General features: G+C 69.8%; 18 protein-coding genes. All 18 read left to right on the top strand.

Annotated elements, in window-relative coordinates:
- The first annotated feature begins 11 nt into the window (after positions 1-11).
- Entirely contained in the window at positions 12-2,801 is a 2,790-nt protein-coding gene (gene tssH, locus H9658_RS15625) for a type VI secretion system ATPase TssH (RefSeq protein WP_191826040.1), read from the top strand.
- Positions 2,798-3,475: a hypothetical protein gene (locus tag H9658_RS15620; RefSeq protein ID WP_191826039.1), complete on the top strand. Its 678-nt coding sequence runs from the start codon at positions 2,798-2,800 to the stop codon at positions 3,473-3,475. Before tssH ends, H9658_RS15620 begins: the two co-directional genes overlap by 4 nt.
- The gene (locus tag H9658_RS15615; RefSeq protein ID WP_191826038.1) at positions 3,475-3,645 is read left to right on the top strand and encodes a hypothetical protein; all 171 of its coding nucleotides are present in this window, start codon (positions 3,475-3,477) and stop codon (positions 3,643-3,645) included. The genes H9658_RS15620 and H9658_RS15615 overlap by 1 nt, the downstream gene beginning before the upstream one ends.
- Positions 3,646-3,706: 61 nt before the next feature.
- Positions 3,707-3,919 (top strand): hypothetical protein, encoded by a 213-nt coding sequence (locus tag H9658_RS15610; RefSeq protein ID WP_191826037.1) that lies wholly within the window; start codon positions 3,707-3,709, stop codon positions 3,917-3,919.
- A gap of 122 nt (positions 3,920-4,041) precedes the next feature.
- A complete protein-coding gene (locus H9658_RS15605) occupies positions 4,042-5,088 on the top strand; it encodes an endonuclease/exonuclease/phosphatase family protein (RefSeq protein WP_191826036.1) in 1,047 nt (348 codons plus the stop codon).
- A gap of 308 nt (positions 5,089-5,396) precedes the next feature.
- Positions 5,397-6,068 (top strand): hypothetical protein, encoded by a 672-nt coding sequence (locus tag H9658_RS15600; protein ID WP_191826035.1) that lies wholly within the window; start codon positions 5,397-5,399, stop codon positions 6,066-6,068.
- 152 nt (positions 6,069-6,220) lie between these two features.
- Positions 6,221-6,979 carry a hypothetical protein gene (locus H9658_RS15595; protein ID WP_191826034.1) on the top strand — a complete coding sequence of 253 codons (759 nt, stop codon included), beginning with the start codon at positions 6,221-6,223 and terminating at the stop codon, positions 6,977-6,979.
- Between the two features lie 279 nt (positions 6,980-7,258).
- Positions 7,259-9,754, top strand: a complete 2,496-nt coding sequence (locus tag H9658_RS15590) for a serine/threonine-protein kinase (RefSeq protein ID WP_191826033.1) — start codon at positions 7,259-7,261, stop codon at positions 9,752-9,754.
- 61 nt (positions 9,755-9,815) lie between these two features.
- Positions 9,816-10,103, top strand: a complete 288-nt coding sequence (locus tag H9658_RS15585) for a PAAR domain-containing protein (RefSeq protein WP_185814486.1) — start codon at positions 9,816-9,818, stop codon at positions 10,101-10,103.
- 50 nt (positions 10,104-10,153) lie between these two features.
- Entirely contained in the window at positions 10,154-11,434 is a 1,281-nt protein-coding gene (locus tag H9658_RS15580) for a tetratricopeptide repeat protein (RefSeq protein WP_225210022.1), read from the top strand.
- Between the two features lie 230 nt (positions 11,435-11,664).
- On the top strand, positions 11,665-13,656 hold the full coding sequence (gene tssI / locus H9658_RS15575; RefSeq protein WP_225210021.1) for a type VI secretion system tip protein TssI/VgrG: 1,992 nt from the start codon (positions 11,665-11,667) through the stop codon (positions 13,654-13,656).
- Positions 13,657-13,666: 10 nt separating this feature from the next.
- Positions 13,667-14,203 (top strand): DUF6931 family protein, encoded by a 537-nt coding sequence (locus H9658_RS15570; protein ID WP_179569900.1) that lies wholly within the window; start codon positions 13,667-13,669, stop codon positions 14,201-14,203.
- Between the two features lie 103 nt (positions 14,204-14,306).
- Positions 14,307-15,656: a type VI secretion system-associated FHA domain protein TagH gene (gene tagH / locus H9658_RS15565; protein WP_318241385.1), complete on the top strand. Its 1,350-nt coding sequence runs from the start codon at positions 14,307-14,309 to the stop codon at positions 15,654-15,656.
- A gap of 503 nt (positions 15,657-16,159) precedes the next feature.
- A complete protein-coding gene (tssK, locus tag H9658_RS15560; protein ID WP_191826031.1) occupies positions 16,160-17,494 on the top strand; it encodes a type VI secretion system baseplate subunit TssK in 1,335 nt (444 codons plus the stop codon).
- Positions 17,495-17,498: 4 nt separating this feature from the next.
- Entirely contained in the window at positions 17,499-18,791 is a 1,293-nt protein-coding gene (gene icmH / locus H9658_RS15555) for a type IVB secretion system protein IcmH/DotU (protein ID WP_318241383.1), read from the top strand.
- Positions 18,792-18,814: 23 nt separating this feature from the next.
- Positions 18,815-22,333, top strand: a complete 3,519-nt coding sequence (gene tssM, locus H9658_RS15550) for a type VI secretion system membrane subunit TssM (RefSeq protein WP_191826030.1) — start codon at positions 18,815-18,817, stop codon at positions 22,331-22,333.
- Positions 22,330-22,917, top strand: a complete 588-nt coding sequence (gene tagF / locus H9658_RS15545; protein ID WP_406848136.1) for a type VI secretion system-associated protein TagF — start codon at positions 22,330-22,332, stop codon at positions 22,915-22,917. Before tssM ends, tagF begins: the two co-directional genes overlap by 4 nt.
- Positions 22,917-23,645 carry a PP2C family protein-serine/threonine phosphatase gene (locus tag H9658_RS15540; protein WP_179569886.1) on the top strand — a complete coding sequence of 243 codons (729 nt, stop codon included), beginning with the start codon at positions 22,917-22,919 and terminating at the stop codon, positions 23,643-23,645. The genes tagF and H9658_RS15540 overlap by 1 nt, the downstream gene beginning before the upstream one ends.
- Positions 23,646-23,648: the final 3 nt, after the last annotated feature.

The following is a 23,648-nucleotide window of genomic DNA, read 5'->3' as shown; positions in this document are numbered from 1 at the left end:
GAATCACCGTCATGGCCGAGATCAGTCGCAGCGCCTTGTTCGGCAAGCTCAACAAGCTCGCCTACCGCGGCATCGAAAGCGCCACCGTGTTCTGCAAGTTGCGCGGCAACCCGTACGTGGAGCTGGTGCATTGGCTGCACCAGATCCTGCAGCTGCCCGACTCTGACCTGCACCGCATCGTCAAGCGCTTCGAGCTCAACCCGTCGAACCTGGCGCGCGACGTGACCGAGGCGCTGGACCGGCTGCCGCGCGGCGCCGGCGGTGTCACCGACCTGTCCGGCAACGTCGAGGAAGCGGTCGAGCGCGGTTGGGTGTACGCCTCGCTGAGCTTCGGCGAAGCGCAGGTGCGCACCGGCTACCTGGTCGTCGGCGTGCTCAGCGTGCGCACGCTGCGCAATGCGCTGCTCGGCATCTCCAAGGAATTCGAGAAGATCAAGCCGGAAGCGCTGAGCGAGCGCTTCGCCGAGATCGTCGCCGGCTCGCCGGAAGACGGACTGCTGCCCAGCGACGGCTTCCAGTTGGGCCAGGCCGGTGCGCCGGGCGAGGCCAGCGGCGCGATCGCGCCGGCGGCGCTGGGCAAGCAGGAGGCGCTGAAGAAATTCACCACCGACCTGACCGCGCAGGCGCGCGAGGGCAAGCTCGACCCGATCATCGGCCGCGACGACGAGATCCGCCAGGTGGTGGACATCCTGATGCGCCGCCGCCAGAACAATCCGATCCTGGTCGGCGAGGCCGGCGTCGGCAAAACTGCGGTGGTCGAGGGCCTGGCCCAGCGCATCGCCCGCGGCGACGTGCCGCCGGCACTGAAGGAGGTGGAGCTGCGTGCGCTCGACGTGGGCCTGCTGCAGGCCGGCGCCAGTATGAAGGGCGAGTTCGAACAGCGCCTGCGCGCGGTGATCGACGAAGTGCAGGCCAGCGCCAAGCCGATCATCCTGTTCGTCGACGAGACCCACACCCTGGTCGGCGCCGGCGGCGCGGCCGGCACCGGCGATGCGGCCAACCTGCTCAAGCCGGCGCTGGCGCGCGGCACGCTGCGTACGGTCGGCGCCACCACCTGGGCCGAGTACAAGAAATACATCGAGAAGGACCCGGCGCTGACCCGCCGCTTCCAGGCGGTGCAGGTGGACGAGCCGGACGAGGTCAAGGCGGTGCTGATGATGCGCGGCGTGGCCAGCACCATGGAGCAGCACCACAAGGTGCAGATCCTCGACGAGGCGCTGGAGGCGGCGGTCAAGCTCAGCCACCGCTACATCCCGGCGCGGCAGCTGCCGGACAAGTCGGTGAGCCTGCTCGACACCGCCTGCGCGCGGGTAGCGGTGAGCCTGCACGCCACTCCGGCCGATGTCGACGACAGCCGCCGCCGCATCGAATCGCTGCAGACCGAGCGCGGCATCATCGAGCGCGAACGCGCGATCGGCATCGTCGTCGACGAACGCGACGTCGCCTGCCGCGCGCTGCTGGACACCGAACAGGCGCGCCTGGCCGAGCTGGAGCAGCGTTGGGGCGAGGAGAAGGCGCTGGTCGACGAACTGCTGGCGCTGCGCGCGCAACTGCGCGCCGGCATCGCCCCGATCGAAGGCACCGGCAGCCCGCTGGAAGCGGCGGCGCAGACGCTGGCGCAGCAGGAGCCGGCACAGCAGATGCAGGAGATGCCGGCGCAGACGCCGTCCGGCAACGAACGCGACGCGCTGCTGGCCCGGCTGCGTCAGGTGCAGGCGGAACTGGGTGCGCTGCAGGGCGAGAACCCGCTGATCCTGCCGACCGTGGACTACCAAGCGGTGGCTGCGGTGGTCGCCGACTGGACCGGCATCCCGGTCGGGCGCATGGCGCGCAACGAGATCGACACCGTGCTGCGCCTGCCGCAGCTGCTGGCCAAGCGCGTGATCGGCCAGGACCACGCCATGGAGATGATCGCCAAGCGCATCCAGACCACCCGCGCCGGCCTGGACAACCCGCACAAGCCGATCGGCGTGTTCATGCTCGCCGGCACCTCCGGCGTCGGCAAGACCGAGACCGCGCTGGCCCTGGCCGAAGCGCTGTACGGCGGCGAGCAGAACCTGATCACCATCAACATGAGCGAGTACCAGGAAGCGCACACGGTGTCCTCGCTGAAGGGCGCGCCTCCGGGCTATGTCGGCTACGGCGAAGGCGGCGTGCTGACCGAGGCGGTGCGGCGCAAGCCCTACTCGGTGGTGCTGCTGGACGAGGTGGAAAAGGCCCACCCGGACGTGCACGAACTGTTCTTCCAGGTGTTCGACAAGGGCGTGATGGAGGACGGCGAAGGCCGCCGCATCGATTTCCGCAACACCTTGATCATCCTCACCACCAATGCCGGCACCGAGCTGATCGCCAGCCTGTGCAAGGACCCGGACCTGATGCCGGATCCGGAGGGCATGGCCAAGGCCCTGCGCGAGCCGTTGCTGAAGATCTTCCCGCCGGCGCTTTTGGGCCGCCTGGTCACCATCCCGTACTACCCGCTGAGCGACGCGATGCTGGGGCAGATCGTCAAGCTGCAGTTGAACCGGATCAAGCAGCGCGTGGACGCCCGCTACAAGATCCCGTTCGACTACGACGACGAGGTGGTCAAGCTGGTGGTCAGCCGCTGCACCGAGAGCGAATCGGGTGGGCGGATGATCGATGCGATCTTGACCAATTCGATGCTCCCGGAGATCAGCCGCGAGTTCCTCGACCGCATGATGCGCAGCGAGCCGATTGCCGGTGTCCGTGTAGCGACGGACAGCGCGGGCTTCGCCTACAGCTTCGGTGGCGACGAGGACGCGTCCAGCGGAACGAACGTATGACCCTGGTCGATGACCTCGCCAAAAAGCCGAAGGACTTTCTGTCGCGCCACGTGATCGTGGTCGACGAAGAAGGCGTGATCAGCCATGCCGACTTTCGCGAATGGCGCCGTGGCGGGTGCCAGCAGAAGCTCGACACCGTCGCCTTTCCGCCGGCCGGCGTGCACCGGTTCATTCTGGCGAGCGCGTTCCAGAATGTCGTGCTGCTGCGGCCGGACGACGGCAAGAACGGTCACAGCATGCGCGCGCATTGGTTGCCCTGGAAGTCCGGAGCGGATACCTCGCTGGACCTGGACGCGGACCTCGCGCCGCTTTTCTTCACCTCCGAACTGACCGGCTGCCGCCTGTCGTTCCTGCCCGACCTGGGTAATCCGAAGAAGGCGAAAGTGGCACACCTCGCCGGCAACATGCCGTGCGGAGCTGTGGATCGCAATCGGGCAGAACGCCGCCTGTTTCCGGGGGCAACGCCAGGCACGGTCGACACGCGCGCGCGCCGCATGTCGATGTCGGGCGGGACCCCTTACACCAACAGCACTTCCTCTTTCGTCATCGGCTATGCGACGCCGATGGGTTGGAAGTTCGTGGCGCAGGTGGTCACGGGACAAATGACGGCGGCGGATATCGACCTGGACAAGGCAATCCCCATCGTCGCGCCGATGGCCAAGGTGTTGAATTGATGGGGGCGGCGCCGAAGCGTATCGGCATCGCCGACAGCGATCGTCGGATCGCAATGGGAACGAAGGAAAAGGGCGCTGTACATGTGTGGAATGAAGGATTGCAAAGGCCGATGAAGATCTTCCCGCCGGCGCTGCCCGGCGAAGATGGATTCGCCTGCGACTGCGTTTGATCGGATTTTTCCAGTCCCGGCCAGCATGGCCGGCTTCCGTTGTTTAGCGAAGGAGCTTGTTATGCCTGGTCATGGCGGTACCTACCTCGTGGTGAATGCAGGAAGCAAAACCTACTATCGATGGGTCGATAACTACACGGATGCCCAGGAAAAGGCGTTCATCGTCGCCGCAAAACTCGCCGAGGTCGGCGGCGTTGTGGCTCAAGTGAATACGGTGCGCACTGGCGCGATACGGCGAAAGGTAACCCAGCCGACCAACGCCACAAGTATCTGAGGTGATGCCTTCCGCGCGGACGCACGCTCCTCGGTGCGACGCGATCGAGACCGGATCCGACGTGCCGGCGGATGCGAGTCTCGACCCAAACGCAACTTCGACATCGGCATGGAGGCAGCGCAATGCGCGTACTTTTCTGGAATCTTGAAAGCGGGAACCCCATGGAGATGGGCATGGACGGCAAAGGGTCGCTGATCCAGAGCGCGATCAACAGCCTCCATTGTGACGTGGTCATCTGTTGCGAAGTTCAGGATGCGGCGATCGACTTTGCGGAAATAGAGTCGATCAAAAAGGCGGCGGCGCTGGAGGTGATCTGCGAAGAGGAAAAGATTCCGTCGCCCTATGTGAACATCATGGCGGCACGGCGCGCGAAGTTGAACAAGGCGAAGACGCATATCGGCATGGAGTCTTCGCGAACGCGAAGCGGCATGAAGTTCAAGTCGCGCAATCACATCCTGCGAACCAACAAGAAGATCATGCGGGAACTCGGGTCCGCTGTGCGCGCCATCGAAGACCCCGGCACACTGGCCTCCATGATCGCCACAGCAAGACAGCCCAAGGTGATATTGCGGCTGTCCAGAGTTCAGCTATCGCCCTTGATCTGGAAATATCACCGGTGGGAAGCCTTGGATTCCCAGCAGAAACATCGCAACTATTTGATATTCACCAATCTCGATTTCAAGATGACGCAGGTCGAGGTCAATGTCACGTCTGCCAAGCGCCAGATCGTCCGGCTGGAGTTCGTGGACAGGGTGATCTACGCCGTGCACGCGCCAGCGTTCGGCAAGGGTGGTGGCGAGACGGTCAAACAGCTTGCCGGCATGATCGCCGTCGAACAAAAGCCGTGCATCGCCATCGGCGACCTGAACATCGATCTGGAGGAATTTCGGACCGAGGTGGCCGAGGACACGAGCAAGGCCTTGTTCGCGAACTTCCACAACAATCTCTGTGCGTGCTTCGGTCCGCCGCCGGGCACCAGGCCGGTCAGCTTCCGACGCCGCTGGCATGCCTATCGGGGCAACATCACCAAGTACGTGCCGCATACCCAGAAGAGCGGCGGTACGCTGGACTACGTACTGGCGAAGCCGGCGACCAATGTCTCGGTGTCCATCGGAATCGAAGTCGGGAGATTCAGTGACCATGGCGCGATCGTCGCCGAGTGGTCTTGATGCGGCGTCGAATCCATGCGGCTTCGACATTCGAGATGCCGAGAGCGTTGCCTGGCGCCGCGTTTCTGAAGCCGTCGGCATCGCGTCCTGACCACCACCGGCCGGTGCATTGTCAAAGCGAGAAGAAGTCGCGCGACCTTCTTCCAGAGAGATCGCCTCCGCTGCTCGGTAGCGCGGTGGCGTAATGTCATTCAGTGGGGTGCCAAGTGGCTAGATGCTCGGAATGTGGTCAGAATCTAACGGCCGACGGAATAGGCCATGCACGCGGTTGCGCCAGGCTGGCGCGGCAACGGTCCACACGTGTTCGCATGACGCCAGCGCAAGCGGAAGCGCTGCGCGAGCAACAACGCGTCCAGGCCGCCGCACAGCGAGCGCGGGAAGTGGAAGCGCGCAGGCAGGTCGTGGAACAAACGCGGCAAGCGTTGTTGGCCGCGCCGCCAACGACGAACGCCCGCCGTTCGGCATTGGACGATGTGGCACACAACATTCATAACGCCTACGACTGGCAAGGGCACGGGGATCAATGCGTCACCGCGGTGGTCAGGAAGCGCAATGGCCGCCACGTGGTGTTTTCCCAGCGCTTCATGTCTGCGATGGAAGACTATGCGCTACGCCACTACGCGGATCATGGTCTCGTCTTCAAGCCTGGAGGTGGCGCTCATCTCCACGCGGAGATGTATGCCGTGCTGCACTACCTTCTGCGCGGGAAGAACCCCGCCAGCGAGATCGAGCGCATCGGCGTCAGCAAGCCTATCTGCCCCCTGTGTCGCGCAGTACTGCAATACCTGGGTATTGCCTTTTCGGAAGCATGGGTGACCAGCGATTCGAGTACGCATTGGCTCGACCCCTGGAGCATGCTGCCCAGCAGCTGCAAGCCTGCGATCGAACACTGGCATAAGAAGCGCGATCCTGACGACGATGCAGGGAGCGGCGGGGGAGGAGGCGGAAGCTCGCATTCGTCGGCCATTGCCGCCTGCTAGGGAGCTAGCCGTCCATACGGTGGGGCATTGGCGCATTGCCATCCCTCGCGCTCGGCGCGCCTTACCGCCTCTGGGCGGATCCGGCCACGATTCGTCGGTGGACCTGGTCGCGGCCCGGAGATTGAACGCATGGTTGATCGATAGGAGGGGGAATGGATACGTTGCACGTCATCCTGCGGCACGTGGTGCTTCGCGCTTGGGAGAATCTCGCGGGCCAGCAGGCCTTCAAAGGCGTGGTGATCGACCGCGAAATGATGTCCTGGGGCGTCGCGGAGTTCTCATTGGAGAACCAGATCAGAAACAAGATGGCCTGCGGCACCAGTGCCACGCGCCTGTGCGAGATATTGGCCGGGACGCCGATGAGCGACATCATGACCAATCCCAAAGCCGTTCCGCTGATCGATGGAAAGGCGCCGTTGCAAGCGCTGGAAGAGATGCGTGCTGTCGAGGGCCATCTGATCGTGCGGATCAACGTGATTGGCGGCGGCGCCGGGCATTCGTACGTTTTCCTCAGCAAACAGCGCCATGGCGGCGATGATCTGCAGGGGTACATCTACCAGACCAACGTTGGTTGTCACGTCAGCAATGCCTTCGGGCTGAACGACTGGGTCGCGGATGCGAAGTCGCTCCAGGAAGTGGACCTTGCGTGGCATCTGTGCGCGCTTGCCACGCGGTTGTGCGGGATCGGAAATCCCAAGGACATGACACCCGACGGCTTCTATCAGGACGCGTACATGCTCTCCAGCAAGAGCATGCACGAAGGCGATACGAGCGAGATCCTCAAGATGGCGGCACAGGAAGGAACCCGCGCGAAAGTACGATTCATGTGGGCACCGGTCGATGTCGAGGCGGCGATGAGGCGGCTCAGCGCGATACTGGTCGCGAAAGTCACCGACGAGATAAGGATGTAACTCCATCTGGCTCGCACGTCGAGGCCAGGCGCGTGCCGATGCGGGTGCCGCCCCCGCTGCCAGGGCTGCCGGACCGATGTGTGATTTCTATCGCCATTTATGCGTGATACTTAGCGCTTCCCAGCCCGCGCGTACGGCCATGTCCGACAGTCTGCTCCGCCCGATCCCGATCCCTGGCCAGGGCCTGCCGGTGAGGGGCGGACCGGCGCGTGCAGGGTGTTGCCGGGTTCGTGCGGCCCGCCTCGCCCGGGAACGGTCCGAGCCGCGGCCCCCCCCGCCATGCCGCTGAACCCCGCCGCCTGGCAGCGCCTGCAGGCGCTGTTCCACCAGGCCTGCGCGCTGCCCGAGTCGCAGCGTGCCGCCTTCGCGCGGGCGCAGGCCGGCGACGATCCGGCATTGCTGCACGAGTTGCTTGGCCTGCTCGAGGCCGACCTGCGCGCCACCGAGTTGCCGCGCCCGGGCCTGCTCGGCACCTTGCTCGGCGGCGATGGCAACGCCGCCGAGCTGCCGCCCGGGACCCGTTTCGGCCCGTGGGCGATCGACCGGCTGATCGGCCGCGGCGGCATGGGCCAGGTCTATCTGGGGCATCGCGCCGATGGCGCCTACGCGCGCGAGGTGGCGATCAAGCTGATCGCCGCGACGGGGCTGGATGCGCAGCAGCGGGCGGTGTTCGAGTTCGAATGCCGCCTGCTGGCGCAGATGCAGCATCCGGCGATCGCGCAGATCCACGATGCCGGCACCGATGCGCAGGGGCGGCCGTATCTGGTGATGGAGTACATCCGCGGCGAGCCGCTGACCCGCTGGTGCGCGCAGCAGGGGTTGTCGCTGCGCGCGCGGGTGGAGCTGCTGGTGCGGGTCGGCGAGGGCGTGCAGCACGCGCACCAGAAGGGCGTGATCCATCGCGATCTCAAGCCGAACAACGTGCTGGTCGGCGATGTCGACGGGCGCCCGGCGCCGAGCATCATCGACTTCGGCATCGCGGTGGAAACCGCGCAGCCCTCGCGCAATCCGGCCGGCGCCAGCGGCACGCCCGGCTACATGAGTCCGGAGCAGGCGCAGGGCGACGATGGCGGGGTGGACGCGCGCAGCGACGTGTATTCGCTGGGCGCGCTGCTGTACGAGCTGATCTGCGGGGTACGCCCGGAACTGTTCGAGGCGGGCGTGCCGGAAGCGCCCTCGTGCTGGATCCAGGCGCAGCCGCTGGCGCTGCAGCGCGAACTGGCGCTGCAGCGTGGCCTGTCGCCGGCGCAACTGCTGCGCGGGCTGCACGACGGCCTGGACGCGATCGTGCTGCAGGCGATGGCGCCGGATCGCGCCGCGCGCTATGCATCGGTGTCGTCGCTGCTGGACGATCTGCGCCGCTGGCTCGGCGACTATCCGCCCAGGGCGTTGCGCCGCTCGCGCGGGCGCGACGTGCGCAAGTTCGTGCAGCGCAACCGTGGCGCGGTGCTGGCCTCGCTGCTGGTACTGACCGCGCTGTGCGGCGGGCTGGCCAGCACGCTGTGGTCGTTGCGCAATGCGCAGCGCGAGGCGCAGCGGGCGCAGGTGACCGCGGACTTCCTCGGCTCGCTGCTGTCCAGCGTGGATCCGGCGGTCGCGCAGGACAAGGACAAGACCTTGCTGCTGCAGGTGATGGACCAGGCCTCGCGGCGTGCCACGCGCGAGCTGGCCAGCCAGCCGCAGGCGCTGGTGGAGGTCCAGACCACCATCGGCCGCAGCCTGATGGCGCTGGGCGAGTACAAGCGCGCGGTGCCCGAACTGGAATCGGCGCGGCGCCATGCGGTCGCGCACTTCGGCGCCTACAGCGATCAGGAACTGCAGATCATGCGCCTGCTCGGCGAGGCGCTGGTGCCGGTCGGCAAATCCACGCAGGCCGCCGCGATCCTGCGCGAGGGCATCGCGCAGGTACGGCAACGCAGCGGCGATGCGGCGCCGCTGGCGTACGACATGCAATCGCGCCTGAGTTGGGCGCTGCGCGCGCAGGGCCAGACCAAGGCCGCGCTGCGCGAGAGCCAGCTGGCCTACGAGGGGCTGTCGCGGGTGCTGCCGGGGGACGACCAGCGCGTACTGACCGCGGGCGATCGCTATGCGAGCAATCTGGCCGATGGCGGCGAATACGGCCGGGCGATCGCGCTGATCCGCGCGCTGATCGTCCGCCGTAGCGAGCGCCTGGGCGCGGAGCACCCGCTGACCCTGTCGATGCGCAACAGCCTGGCGGTCTATCTGCTGATGAAGCGCGACTATCCCGCCGCCGAGCGCGAGCTGAGGGCATTGCTGCCGGTCGTGATCGGCCTGTACGGCGAGCGCGGCTCGGACACGCAGATGATCTACAACAATCTGGCCGGGGCGCTGCGCCAGCAGGGCAAGGTAGCCGAATCCGGCCCGTACTACCGCAAGGCGCTCGACAATGCGCGCGCACTGTACGGCGAGGACAACACGACCACGATCATGGCCCGCACCAACCACGCCTTCTGGCTGCTGGACGACGGCCAGGCGGACCTCGCGGCGTCCGAACAGCGGGCGGCGCTGGCCAAGTCCGAGCGCATCCTCGGCGGCAGGCACGAGGTGACCGCGGAAATCCTGCGCGGCCTGGCCGAGGCGGAGATCGCGCTGGGCCAGCGCGCGCAGGCGCGCGCGCATGCCGAACGCGCACGCGCGATCCTGGTCGGGCTGTACGGCGATGCCCCCGGGCCGCTGGCGCAGGTCCGCGAGACCATGGCCAAGCTGGACGCGCCGGACGCGCCGCGCTCTTCGCTGGTGGCTGAGACGAAATGACGGGTCGCGCGCCGCCGCGCGCGCCAAGCTGGACGCCTGGCCACTGCGCTATCGGCTCCGCATGCAACCCGCCGCCCGCCTCACTGATCTACACGTCTGCCCGATGGTCACCGGGGTGGTGCCGCATGTGGGCGGGCCGATCCTGGCGCCTGGTGCGCCGACGGTCCTGATCGGCGGGCTGCCGGCGGCGCGGATCGGCGACATGGCGGTGTGCGTGGGGCCGCCGGACAGCATCGTGTCCGGCGCGCCGACCGTGCTGATCGCGGGCATGCCCGCGGCGCGGCTGGGCGACAGCACCGCGCACGGCGGGGCGATCGTGCTGGGGTGTTTCACCGTGTTGATCGGATAAGGGGAGCGGGGCGATGCAGCAGGCGGGGGCCGCGCTGGCGCGGCATGGGGATGCGGAAGCGGTCGCGGCCGGCATGGGGCCGCCCGCCGCGCCGCCGCGGGTATCGCGACCTGCTCGCGCAGCACGCCGCGCATGCCGACGCGCTGCACTTCCTCGGCGTGCTGTGCCACCAACGCGGGCGCAGCGACGAAGCGCAGCGACTGATCGAGCGCGCATTGACGCTGATCCCCGCCTACCCGGACGCGCACAACAACCTCGGCAACGTGCACAAGGAATGCGCGCGCCTGGCCGAGGCCGAGGCCTGCTACCGGCGCGCGCTGGCGTGCGCGCCGTCGCACCACAACGCGCTGAGCAACCTGGCGGTGGTGCTGGAAGCGCAGGCGCGGCTGGACGAGGCCTTCCTGGCCTATGCGCAACTGCTGCAGCAGTTGCCCACGTTCGCCCACGGCCACTACCTGCTCGGCCTGTTCCTGCGCAACCACGCGCAGCAGCACGAGCACCTGGAGCAATCGGCCGAGTGCTTCCGCACCGCATGGCAGCTGGACCCGGCCAACCTGCGCGCGCTGGAGGCGCTGGGCACCGCCTGGTATCTGCTCGGTCGCCACGACGAAGCGGTGGCGGTGTACCGCGACTGGCTGGCGCGCGACCCGCACAACGCGGTGGCGCGGCACATGCTGGCCGCCTGCGGCGGCAGCGACGCGCCGCCGCGCGCCGACGATGCTTACGTACGCGAAGTGTTCGACGGCTTCGCCGAGAGCTTCGACGAGCAACTGCTGAACAATCTCGAGTATCGCGCGCCGCAGCTGCTGGCTACGGCGCTGGCGCAGGTGCTGCCTGCCCCGGGCGCGGCGCTGGACGTGCTCGACGCCGGTTGCGGCACCGGCCTGTGCGCGCCGCTGCTGCGGCCGCACGCGCGGCGGCTGGCCGGCGTGGACCTGTCCGGCGGCATGATCGACAAGGCGCGCCAGCGCGGCGGCTACGACGCGTTGGTGGTCGGCGAGCTGACCGCGTATCTGCAGGCGCAGCCGCAGGCGTGGGACGTGGTGGTCTCGGCCGATACGCTGGTGTACTTCGGCGACCTGCGCGAGGTCTGCGCGGCTGCGCACGCGGCATTGCGCCGCGACGGCTGGCTGGCCTTCACCGTGGAGGCGCTGGACGCTGCGGACGATCGGGTGCAGCTCGGTGCGAGCGGGCGCTACCGGCACAGCCGCGCGCACGTGCAGGCGGCGCTGGCGCAGGCCGGCTTCGCCCGCGTGCAGCTCCGCGCCGACCAGCTGCGCAAGGAGGGCGGTGCGCCGGTGCAGGGCTGGGTGGTGCTGGCACGTCGCTAGCGCCGCGCACTTCCGCACCGGTATGCGGCGAGGACGCACGCCGCAAACCGCCGCAGCGCTGAGACGAAATGTCGGCTTTCGCGGCAGGCGCCGTGTGAGTATCGCCCTGCCGGCAGCGCGCGGGGGCGGCGTTCGGGCCGGTGCCGGCGTTGCGCGCCGCACCGCGAACGCCGCTCGCGATCGCCGGCCCAGGTCCGCATTGCGCGGCGCTCGACTTCCCGGACACCACGATGCCCACGCCCATGATGACGCTGCACTCCGACCTTGGCGATGCGCTGCTGTTCTGGCGCATGCAGGCGACGGAAGCGTTGGGCGACCTGTTCGAGTACCGCCTGACCGCGCTCAGCACGCAGCCGCGGCCGGACCTGCGCGCGCTGCTCGGCACCTCGATGGCGGTGCAGCTGAAGGCGGGCGAGGGCCATGTGCGCTGGTACCACGGCATCGTCGCGCACGTCGCGCAGACCGGCTTCCATGTCGTCGACCGGCTCAGCTACGCGGTGCTGGAGGTGACCCTGGTGCCCAAGCCGTGGCTGCTGACCCAGCGCCGCGACTGCCGCATCTTCACCGCGCAGAGCGTGCCGGAGATCGTACGCACGGTGCTCGACGGCATCGGCTACGGCGATGTGACCCTGAGCCTGAGCGGTACCTATCCCAAGCGCGACTATTGCGTGCAGTACCGCGAGGACGATTTCAATTTCATCAGCCGCCTGCTCGAGCAGGAAGGCATCTATTACTTCTTCACCCACAGCCAGACCACGCACACGCTGGTGCTGGCCGATGCGCTGGGCGCGCACGCCAGCAGCAGCGGTTTCGAGACCCTGCCGTACGTGCCGCCAGGGCAGCATGCCAACGGGATGGGCGCCACCATCAGCCAATGGCAGCTGGCGCGCCGCGTGCACACCAGCGCGCAGCAGCTCACCGACTACGATCCGTTGCGCCCGCGCGCGTCGCTGGCGGTGGACGAGGACATCGGCCACGGCGGCGATCTGCATCCGGTCAGCGGCTTGACCGCCTTCGACTACCCCGGCGCGCATGTGCTGGTCGCCGATGGCAAGCGCTACGCGCAGGTGCGTGCGGAAGCGCACAACGTGCAGCGTTCGCGCTATCGCGGCGACAGCGACGCGGTGGGGTTGCGCGTGGGCGCGCTGTTCTCGCTGAAGGCGTTCCCGCGCCCGGAATGGAACCAGGAATACCTGGTGATCGGCGCGCAGACCGCGCTGGAAGCGCCAGGCTACGCCTCCGGCGAAGGCAGCGGCGCGGCGCCGTTCGCGTGCCGGTTCGAGGCGATCGAGAGCAAGCTGCCGTTCCGCAACGCGGCGCGGGCGCGGCAGCCGCTGATCGCCGGCCTGCAGACCGCGGTGGTGACCGGCAGCGACACCGACGAGGACATCGTGGTCGACCAGTACGGGCGCATCCAGGTCACCTTCCACTGGAACACGTCGGCGCGCGACGGCAGCAAGCCGTCGTGCCCGGTGCGGGTGGCCTCGTCGTGGGCCGGCAAGGGCTGGGGCGCGATGAGCCTGCCGCGGGTCGGGCAGGAGGTGGTGGTCAGTTTCCTGGAAGGCGACCCGGACCGCCCGCTGGTGATCGGCAGCGTCTACAACGCCGACCACATGCCGCCGTTCGCGCTGCCGGACCACAAGACCCAGAGCGGGGTGCGCAGCCGCAGCGCCGGCGGCGGCGCCGCGGACTTCAACGAGATCCGCTTCGAGGACAAGCTCGGCAGCGAGGAACTGTTCGTGCATGCGCAGAAGGACCTGCGCGAGGAAGTGGAGCACGACCACTTCGCCACCGTCGACAACGACCAGACCAGCACCGTCAAGCACGACCGCAAGCACAAGGTCGACAACGACGAGACGCTGGACGTCGGCAACAACGCCAGGCACGCGATCGGACAGAAGTTCAAGCTCAGTGCGGGCAGCGAGATCGAACTGGTCACCGGCGCGTCGAGCATCGTGATGAAGAGCAGCGGCGAGATCGAGATCAAGGGCGTGACCATCACCGTCACCGGCAACAACGCGGTGAACGTGGAAGGCAAGGTGCAGGTGGCGATCAAGGGCGGGGCGACCGTGGACATGGGCGCCGGCGCCAGCGTCAAGGTGCACTCGGACGCGATGCTGGCGCTGGAGGGCGGGGCGATGGGCACGCTGAAGGCGCCGATGCTCAGCCTCAAGGCCGACGCGCTGCACCAGATCGGCGGCGCGCTGATCATGATCGGCTGAGGGCACGGCGATGAATGCGATCGAGAAGGCCTGCGTGGACATGGAGCTGTCGGCGCCGGCGCGCGCGCAGCTGGACACCGCGCAGCCGGCGCAGGCCGCGGTGCGCGTGCTGCTCGACGGCGGCCAGCCGCAGGATGCGCTGAAGCTGCTGGCACGGCTGCTGCCCAAGCGCTACGTGGTCGCCTGGCTGTGCCAGTGCGCGCGTGGCGAAGCGCTGTCGCCGGAAGACCGCGCCGGCGCCGCGCTGGCGGAGAAATGGGTGCGCGAGCCGAACGAAGCCAACCGCCGCGCCGCGTCTGCCTTCGCCCAGGCCGGCGGTTATGCCTCGCTGGGCGCGTGGCTGGCGGCGGCGGTGGCCTGGTCCGGCGGCAGCCTGGCGCCGCCGACCCAGGACACCCCGGTGCCGCCGGCCGAGCACCTGACCGCACGCGCGGCGGTGGCGGCGATCAACCTGCTCGCCGCGCAGCAACCGGCGCAGTTCGAGGCGCGGCGCCATGGCTATGCGCTGCACGCGCTGGAGTTGCTGGCCGGCGGAGCTGCGGCATGAGCGCGGTCGTGCCACGCCGCCGCGCGCGTGCGGCAACGCCTCGCCCATCCGTACCAGCGTGTCCGCGGCCGCGCCGCGCCACCCGATCCGAAGGAAGCGCCCCGTGTCCCTACCGTCCAAACTGACCCTCACCGTCGCCGGCCAGGCCGCCGCCCAGTTCGGCGCGCGCGCGCAGATGGTGTTCGCGCAGCGCGGCGGCAGCATTGGCCGCGCCGACGACAGCGACTGGGTGCTGGCCGCGCCCGGCGTGTCGCGCACGCATGCGGTGGTGCGCTATCTCAACGGCATGTATTTCATCGAGGACCGCAGCACCAACGGCATGCTGCTCAACGGCGCCGCGCTGCAACGCGGCGACCCGGCCGCGCTCGGCGACGGCGACCGCCTGCAGTTGGACAGCTTCGAGATCCAGGTGCAGCTGCAGGCCGACGCGCCCGCCGCCCCGCCGCCGCCCGCCGTGGCAGTGCCGGACGACGCGTCGGACCTGACCCAGGTGGTGCCGGCGCCGCTGCCGCCGCACCCAGCCAGCAGTGCGCCCGGCGCCGCCGGCGCGTTCGATTTCGACTTCGGCCTGCCGGGATTCGGCAGCGCTGCCGCGCCCGCGGGCGGCGCCTACGACGATGCGCTGCTCGGCGATCTCGGCGTGCCGGGCGCGGCCGGCGAACTGGACCCGCTGCGCCTGCTCGATCCGCTGCCGGCACCGCCGGTGCCGCCGCAGCCGACGCACAGCTGGAACCACAGCGATGCGGGCCACGACCATTTCCGCGTTCCCGCGCCGCCCGCAGCGGCCGCGTCGCGCGGCTTCGAATTGCCGGAAAACTGGGATCTGACCACCGGCGATTTCGCGCCGCCGCCGCCGCTGGCGAGCGCCGCGACCATGCCTGCCGCACCTCCACCGTTCGCGGCGCAGGCCGCGCCATCCGCGCAGATGCCGGACGACGTGGCGCGGATCTTCGAGATCGTCGTCGAAGGGGTGATGGAGGTGCTGCGCGCGCGCGCCGAGATCAAGAACACCTTCCGCCTGCCGGTGACGGTGATCCAGCGTTCGGAGAACAACCCGCTCAAGTTCGCTGCCACGCCCGAGGACGCGCTGCAGAAGCTGCTGGCGCCGCCGAGTCCGGCGTTCCTGTCCGGCGTGGCCGCGTTCGACGACGCGTTCGACGACATCCGCTGCCACCAGATGGCGATGCTGGCCGGCATGCGCGCCGCGTTCGAATCGATGCTGTTCCACTTCAGCCCCGACCGGCTGGAGCAGGAGGTGGACGCCAGCGGCAAACGCCTGGCGTTCGCCGGCAAGGGCCGCTACTGGGAGCGCTATCGCGACAACTTCCAGGCCCTGGCCAAGGACCCGGACGAATGCTTCCGGCGCCTGTTCGGCGACGAGTTCGCCCGCGCCTACGAGGCGCAGCTGGCGCGGCTGAAGTCGGCGCGGCGCGCGGGGAAGTCTCCCCTGTAGGAGCGGCTTCAGCCGCGACAGGGAGTGTCCGCAGCACGTGTCGCGGCTGAAGCCGCTCCTGCAAAAAGCCGCCGTGGCGGCAGCTACAGGAACGTACGCACGGCGCATGCCGCCGACGCCGTGGTGCAGGTGGCCTGCAGGGCGTCGGCCGCGGCATCGGCGATATGCGGCGGCGGCAACGCAACGCACCGCGTCGGCGCCGCGGTGCATGTCGGCGCACGACACCAGGACATCGGCGCCGGCCTGCAATGCGCGCGCTGCGGTCGGCATCGTTGCGTAGACGATCTTCTCGAGCGCAGCGCAGCGCCGCGGCGTCCCCACCGCCCTGAGACGAATTGTCGGGTAGCCGGCATCCGCGCTGGCCACACTGCATCCCGCCAGCCTGGACTGCGCGCGCCGCGCGCCGCGTCCGGGCCGTCGGCAAGGGGATCGCACATTGGGGTCGGCTGCTGCGTCCAACGCCGCGGCCGCATCGCCATCGACAGCAGCGGACACGGCGGATCATGCACAACAACAAGGTCGTCTGGAGCGAGGGGCTGTTTCTGCGCCCCCAGCATCTGCAGCAGCAGGAGCGCTACCTGGAGCGCTACGTGGAGCTGCGCGCCGGCGGCCTGCATCCCCATGCCTGGGGCTTCTCCGAACTGGAACTGGAAACCGATCTGCTGGCGATCGGCAAGCTCGGCATCCGCCGCGCGCGCGGGGTGTTTCCCGACGGCACGCCGTTCGCGATGCCGGGCGACGATCCGCTGCCGCCGGCGCTGGACGTGGAGCCGAACTGGCGCGACCAGACCGTGTACCTGACCCTGCCGCTGCGCGCGGCGGCGCAGGCCGACGTGGGCCGCGCCGAGGCGCCGCCGGACCAACTGTTCCGCTACCGGGTGCGCGAGACCGAAGTCGACGACGCCTCCGGCAGCATGCAGGGCGCGGTGCTGATGGAAGTGGGCGGGATGAGCACACGCCTGCTGCCGCAGTCGCAGCCGCTGGACGGGCTGACCCGGATGCCGCTGGCGCGCATCGTCGAATCGCGCGCCGATCGCCAGGTGACGCTGGACGAGGCGTTCGTGCCGACCGCGCTGGCCTGTCAGGCGGCGCCGCGGCTGGCCACGTTCCTGGTCGAGCTGCTCGGCCTGCTGCACCAGCGCGGCGAAGCGCTGGCCGCGCGGGTGTCGGTCGGCGACCGCGGCGGCGCGGCGGAAATCGCCGATTTCCTGCTGCTGCAGGTGGTCAACCGGTGGCAGCCGCTGGTCGCGCACTGGGCGTCGGCGCCGCTGCTGCATCCGCAGGATCTGTATGCGGCGCTGATCGCGCTGGCCGGCGAACTGAGCACCTTCACCACGCCGGGAAAGCGCCCGTCGGCATGGCCGGCGTATCGCCACGACGCGCTGCAGCCGAGCTTCGAGCCGGTGATCGCCAGCCTGCGCGGCAGCCTCAGCGCGGTGCTCGAACAGACCGCGCTGCCGATCCCGGTGCAGGCGCGCAAGTTCGGCGTGTGGGTGGCGATGGTGCCGGATGCGGCCTTGTTCGACAGCGCCGCGTTCGTGCTCGCGGCCAAGGCCGACGTGCCCGCCGAAGAGCTGCGCCGGCAATTGCCGCTGCAGGCCAAGATCGGCCCGGTGGAGAAGATCCGCGACCTGGTCAATCTGCAGCTGCCCGGCATTGCGGCGATGCCGATGCCGGTGGCGCCGCGGCAGATTCCGTACCACGCCGGCTACCTGTATTTCGAATTCGACAAGCAGTCGCCGCTGTGGCGCACGTTGAAGGGCTCCGGCGGCATCGCGTTCCACTTCGGCAGCGAGTTCGCCGGGCTGGACCTGCAGCTGTGGGCGATCCGGAGCTGAGCGCATGAATGCACGACCGCCTGTCGATCCGTTGAGCGATGCCACCGTCATGCGCCCGCAGCGCGGCGCCGCGCCGTTCGCCACGCCAACGGGCGCGGCGGCGGCCGCTGCCGGCGATGCCGACATCAGCGAATTCCTCGGCCGCAGCGTCAATCCGCTGGTGCAGGCGGCCAGTCCGCTGTTGCTGCTGGCGGTGCAACTGCGCCACAGCGTGGCGTTGCCGGACGTGGCCCGCCTGCGCGAGCAGGTGACCGCGCAGGTGCGGCGCTTCGAGCAGCGCGCGCGCGACGGTGGCGCGGCGCCGGAAGCGGTGACCGCGGCGCGCTACGTGCTGTGCGCGATGCTCGACGAGGCGGTGCTCAATGCGCCGTGGGGCGAGCACAGCGGCTGGTCGCAGAAGACCTTGCTGGTGGTGTTCCATGGCGAGTCCTACGGCGGCGCCAAGTTCTTCCAGATCCTCGAACGCCTGTGCGCGGACGTGCCGCGCCACGTCGACCTGATCGAGCTGATGTACCTGTGCCTGGCGCTGGGCTTCTGCGGCCGCTACCAGATCGAGGCCGGCGGCCGCGCCAGGTTGGCCGAGATCCAGGACGACCTATACCGGCGCATCCGTGCCCAGCGCGGCGCCGCGGCGGACACGCTGGCGCCGCATTGGCAGGGCGTGGACGACCGCCGCCGGCGCCTGGCGCGCTACCTGCCGCTGTGGGTGGCCGCGTTGGGCATGGCCTGCATCGTGCTGCTGGCGTTCGCGTGGTTCAACGCGCGGCTCAATGCGCTGTCGGCGCCGATCAGCGCCGCCGCCGCGCAGATCGGCCTGCAGCGCGGCACGCCGCCGGACGCGCTGCGCCCGCCGCCGCCGCGGGTCACGCTCAAGCAGCTGCTGGCGCCGCAGGAGCGCGCCGGCCTGCTCGTCGTCGAAGAACAGGCCAACGGCCAGGCGCGGGTGCGGCTCAACGCCAACGCGATGTTCGCCTCCGGCGGGGTCGAGGTCGATCCGGACCAGCTGCCGCTGCTGGGCAAGATCGCCGCGGCGCTGGAACAGCTGCCGGGGCGGGTGATCGTGGTCGGGCATACCGACGACCAGCCGCTGCGCTCGCTGCGCTTCAAGGACAACTACGCGCTGTCGGCGGCGCGTGCCGAGGCGGTGGCGCAGCTGCTGGGGCAACGCCTGTCGGTGCCGGGGCGGATCGAATCGGCCGGCGCCGGCGATTCGCAGCCGGTGGCCGTGCCGCCGGACCTGGCGGCCAACCGGACGCGCAACCGCCGCGTCGAAATCCTGTTCCAACCGGGGGAGTGAGCGCCGTGGGCAAGCTGCTGGGAATGCTGCGATCCGGCTGGGTCGTGACCATGGTCGGACTGCTGCTGGCGGCGCTGCTGATCTGGCTGATCGGCCCCTACATCGGCATCGCCGGACACCAGCCGCTGGCCGGCGCGGTGCCGCGGCTGCTGCTGATCCTGCTGCTGGTCGGCGCGTGGGCCGGCTGGCTGCAGTGGCAGCAACTGCGCGCGCGCCGGCACAGCCGCCAGCTGGCCACCGAGATGGCCACGCCGTCGGCGCTGGACGCGTTTGGCGACGACCGCCAGGCGCGCGGCGCCGACGAACGCGAGCAATTGCAGGCGCGCTTCCACGAGGCGGTGCAGGTCCTGCGCAAGCGCCGCGGCGGCGGCGACCTGTACACGCTGCCGTGGTACGTGGTGATCGGTCCGCCCGGCTCGGGCAAGAGCACCTTGCTGCAGCATTCCGGACTGCACTTCCCGCTCGCCGCGCGTTTCGGCCAGCAGGCGCTGCGCGGCATCGGCGGCACCCGCAACTGCGACTGGTGGTTCACCGACGAAGCGGTGTTCCTGGATACCGCCGGCCGCTACACCACGCAGGATTCCGACCGCCAGGTCGATGCCGGCGCGTGGATCGATTTCCTGCGCCTGCTGCGCCGCTACCGCCGCCGCCGTCCGCTCAACGGCGTGCTGGTGACGATGAGCATGTCCGACTTGCTGCTGCTCGACGATGCCGAGCGCGACCTGCACGTGCAGGCGATCCGGCGCCGCCTGGACGAGCTCAGCGAGCAGCTGAAGATGAGCGTGCCGGTGTACCTGGTGTTCACCAAGTGCGACCTGATCGGCGGCTTCGGCGAGTTCTTCGACGATCTCAATCCCGAGCAGCGCGCGCAGGTGTGGGGCGTGTCGTTCCCGCTGCCGCGCAGCCTCGACGGCAGTGCTGCGCGCGGCTTCGCCGACGAGTACGCGCTGCTGCAGGAGCGGCTCAACGCGCGCCTGTTCGAACGCATGCACGTGGAGCGCGACCGCGCCCGGCGCGCGGCGATCCTGTCGTTCCCGCAGCAGTTCGCCGCGCTCGGCGAAGCGGCGCGGCAGTTCGTCGAAGGCGTGTTCGCCGGCACCGCCTACGGCACGCCGCCGCTGCTGCGCGGCGTGTACCTGACCTCGGGCACCCAGGAAGGCACCCCGATCGACCGCATGATGGGCGCGGTGGCGCGCACCTTCGGCCTGGCCGAGGCCAGCGTGCAGGCGCCGGGCGCGCAGCGCCGCACCTTCTTCGTCGAACGCCTGCTCAGCCAGGTGCTGCTGCGCGAATCCGGCCTGGCCGGACGCGCGCCGGCGCTGGAGCGGCGCCGCGCCTGGCTGCAGGTCGCCGGCTACGCCGGCATCGCGCTGCTCGGCGCGCTGCTGCTGGGCGGACTTGCCGGCAGCTATCTGGGCAATCGCGCCTACCTGCAACAGGTGCGCACGGCGCTGGATGCGCGCCCGCGCAGCCCGGATCCGGACAGCGCGGCGACCACGCCGCAGTACTTCGCGCTGGCGCTGCAGCAACTGGAAGGCACCCGCGCGCTGGCGCAGGTCGCGCAGCAGTACCGCGACGGCGCGCCGTGGTCGATGCGGATGGGACTGTACCAGGGCGATGCGGTCGGCGAGGAACTGCACGATGCCTACCTGCGCCAGCTCAACGGCACCCTGGTGCCGGGCGTGGCGCTGCGCCTGCGCCAGGGCATGGCCGAGAACGCGGGCGCGCCGCAGGCGCTGTACTACTACCTCAAGGGCTACCTGATGCTGGGCCAGCCGCAGCATCTGGACGCGCCGCAGTTGACCGCGCTGAGCGCGATCGAATGGCGCAAGCTGTTTCCTGCCGATACGGTGCTGCAGCAAGCCCTGGCCGGGCATTTCCAGGCGCTGCTCGACGAACCCGGACGGCTGCGCGCGTTGTCGTTGGATCCGGCGCTGCTGGAGCAGGCGCGCAACACGCTGCGTTCGGCCGACCTGGCCACGCTGGTGTACGGCAACCTCAAGCTGTCGCAACCGCAGGCCGGCGCCGAGCCGCTGCAGCTGGACAAGGCGCTGGGCCTGCTCGGCAATGTGTTCCAGCGCAGCAGCGGCACCGCGCTGTCCGAACCGTTGCCGGCGCTGTACACGCAACCGGTGTTCGCCGCGCTGGCCGGGCAGGGCATCGGCGAGGCGGTCGAACAGTTCGTGCGCGACGACTGGGTGTTCGGCCCACGCCGCATCGACGCGCTGGGCAAGGCGCGGCTGGCGCAGCAGGTGCGCGTGCTCTACGAACAGGACTACATCCGCTACTGGGACGGACTGCTCGCCGATCTGCAGCTGCAGCCGGCCGCCGACCTGCAGCAGGCCAGCGCGATCGCGGCCAAGCTGGCCGGGCCGAGTTCGCCGCTGCGGCTGCTGCTCGGCGTGGTCCGCGACAACACCCAGCAGTTGCTGCGCGCGCCGCCGCCCAAGCCGGGGCAGGATGCGGCGAGCAAGGCCGCGGGCAAGGCCGGCGCGAAGCTGGCGGCCAAGCTGCCCGGCGGCAACGCGGCCATGGCCGCGGCGTTGGCCGCCAGCGGCGACGCCGGCGATGCCGGTGCCGCGCCGCCCGGCGAGGCCATCGCCAGCCATTTCGCCGCGCTCAACGCGCTCGCCAGCGGTGCGCCCGGCGCCACGCCGCTGGACCACCTGCTCGGCGTGCTCGACCAGCTCAGCAAGACCCTGCTGACCATGACCGATCCGGCCACCGCCACGCCGCAGCCCAATGCGCAATTGCTGTTGGCGCGGCAGGAAGCGGCGCAACTGCCGCCGCCGCTGTCGGGCTGGCTGCAGGCGTTGACCGGCAGCAGCGCCGCGCTGATGACGCGCGGCGCGCAGACCGCGCTGGACGCGCAGGTGCAGCAGGCGGTCGGCGTGGTCTGCGCCGAATTCGTCAAGGGCCGCTATCCGTTCGATCCGGCCAGCGCGCAGGAGATCCCGCTGCAGAACTTCGGCGAGCTGTTCGGCGTCGGCGGGCGCTTCGACGCGCTGTACCGCGACGCGCTGCAGAAGCTGCTCGACACCAGCGGCCGCGACTGGCGCTGGAAGAGCGGCCCGGATGCGCTGGCCGGCGCGCCGGGCTTGCCGGCGCAGCTGCAGCTGGCCGAGCGCATCAAGCAGAAATACTTCCGCGGCGCGGCGCAGCCGGAGGTCGGCTTCACCATGCTGGCGCCGATCCTGGATGCCGGCGTGGCGCGGCTGACCGTGGACATCGAAGGCCAGCGCTTCGACTACACCGCCGGCGGCGTGGACAGCATGCCGATGAAATGGCCCGGGCCCACCCCCGGCCACGTCAGCATCGCCGCCTTCGGCGCCGACGGCGCGGCGCTGGGCCGGCTCGACTACCAGGGCGACTGGGCGCTGTTCCGCGCCCTGCAGGCCGGCGACCTGCAGAACCCGTCCGACCTGCGCTTCGTCGCCCATTTCGATGTCGGGGGACATGCGGTGCAACTGCCGCTGCGCGCCGGCAACCTGCGCCATCCCTTCCTCGACGCCGACGTGCGTCGTTTCGCGTGTGGGGGTTGAGGATGCCGCAGGCCATGCAGCCCGGATTCTTCGGCAAGCTGCCGAGCGCCGGCGACTTCGTGCAGCGGCGGCTGCCGCCGGCGTTCGTCGAACCGTGGGACCGGCATTTTTCGCAGCTGATCGCCGGCGCGCGCGACCAGCTCGGCACGCAGTGGGCGCCCGCCTACCGCGGCAGCGGCCTGCATGCGTTCGTGCTCGGCAGCGGCCTGTGCGGCGCGGGGGCCTGGGCCGGCGTGCTGGGGCCGGGCGAGGACCGGGTCGGCCGCTGCTTCCCGCTGGCGATCGCGCTGCCGCTGGCGCAGGCCGCGCCGGACCGCAGTTGGTATGCGCGTGCGGCCACGCTGCTCGGCCAGGCGCTGGCCGACCGCACGCTGGGCGTGGAGGCGTTCGACGCGCAGTTGCAGGCGCTGGCGCCGGATCCGGACGCCACCGCCATTCCCAATGCGCCGCGCGCGTTGGCCGGGCAGGCGTTGTGGTGGAGCGGCGACGGCGTGGTGCAGCACAGCGTCGGCCTGCTGTCCGCGCACGACTACCTGGGCTGGCTGGCGCCGGCCGCGCTCGCGCTGCCGGAGGCCACGCGCTGATGGCCGCGCTGCATTACCGTTCCGCCGGACATACCGAAGTCGGCAAGGTGCGCCGCCACAACGAGGACGCGCTGCTGCTGCGCGACGACGCCGGGCTGTGGGTGGTCGCCGACGGCCTCGGCGGACATGCCGCCGGCGACTACGCCAGCGGCTTGATCGTCGAGCGCCTGGCGACGCTGCCGCGCGCGGCCGACGTATGCGATTTCATCGAAGCGATCGAAGACGCGCTGGCGCAGATCAACACCGAGTTGCTGCGCTGCGCCGAGCAGCGCCAGGTCGACATGATCGCCTCCACCGTGGTGCTGCTGGTGCACGATCCGGATTTCATGCTGTACGGCTGGGTCGGCGACAGCCGCGGCTACGGCCGCCTCGAGGGGCCGCTGCGCCAGCTCACCCGCGACCATGTGCACGGGGTCAAGGACGACGCCACCCAGTTCGCGCAGGCCGGCGCCAGCGCCGAGCCGGCCGCCAACGCCGGCGTGCTGACCCGCGCGGTCGGCGCGCAGGAGCCGCTGTTCGTGGACTGGGTGCTGGCGCCGAGCGCGTCCGGCGCGCAGTTCCTGCTGTGCAGCGACGGCATCAACAAGGAAATCCCCGACCCGGAGCTGGATGCCGAGTGCCGCCTGCATGGCGAGCCGCAGGCGCTGCTGACGCGGTTGTTCGAATTGGCGATGGGCCGGGCGGCGCGCGACAACGTCACCGCCGTCGTCGTCCGCCTGCAGGAGTGAAGG

The organism is Xanthomonas bonasiae, assembly GCF_014836395.1.
Taxonomy (GTDB): Bacteria; Pseudomonadota; Gammaproteobacteria; order Xanthomonadales; family Xanthomonadaceae; genus Xanthomonas_A; species Xanthomonas_A bonasiae.
Note: the sequence above shows the minus strand (reverse complement) of the source record. Positions and strands in the feature narration are given on the sequence as shown.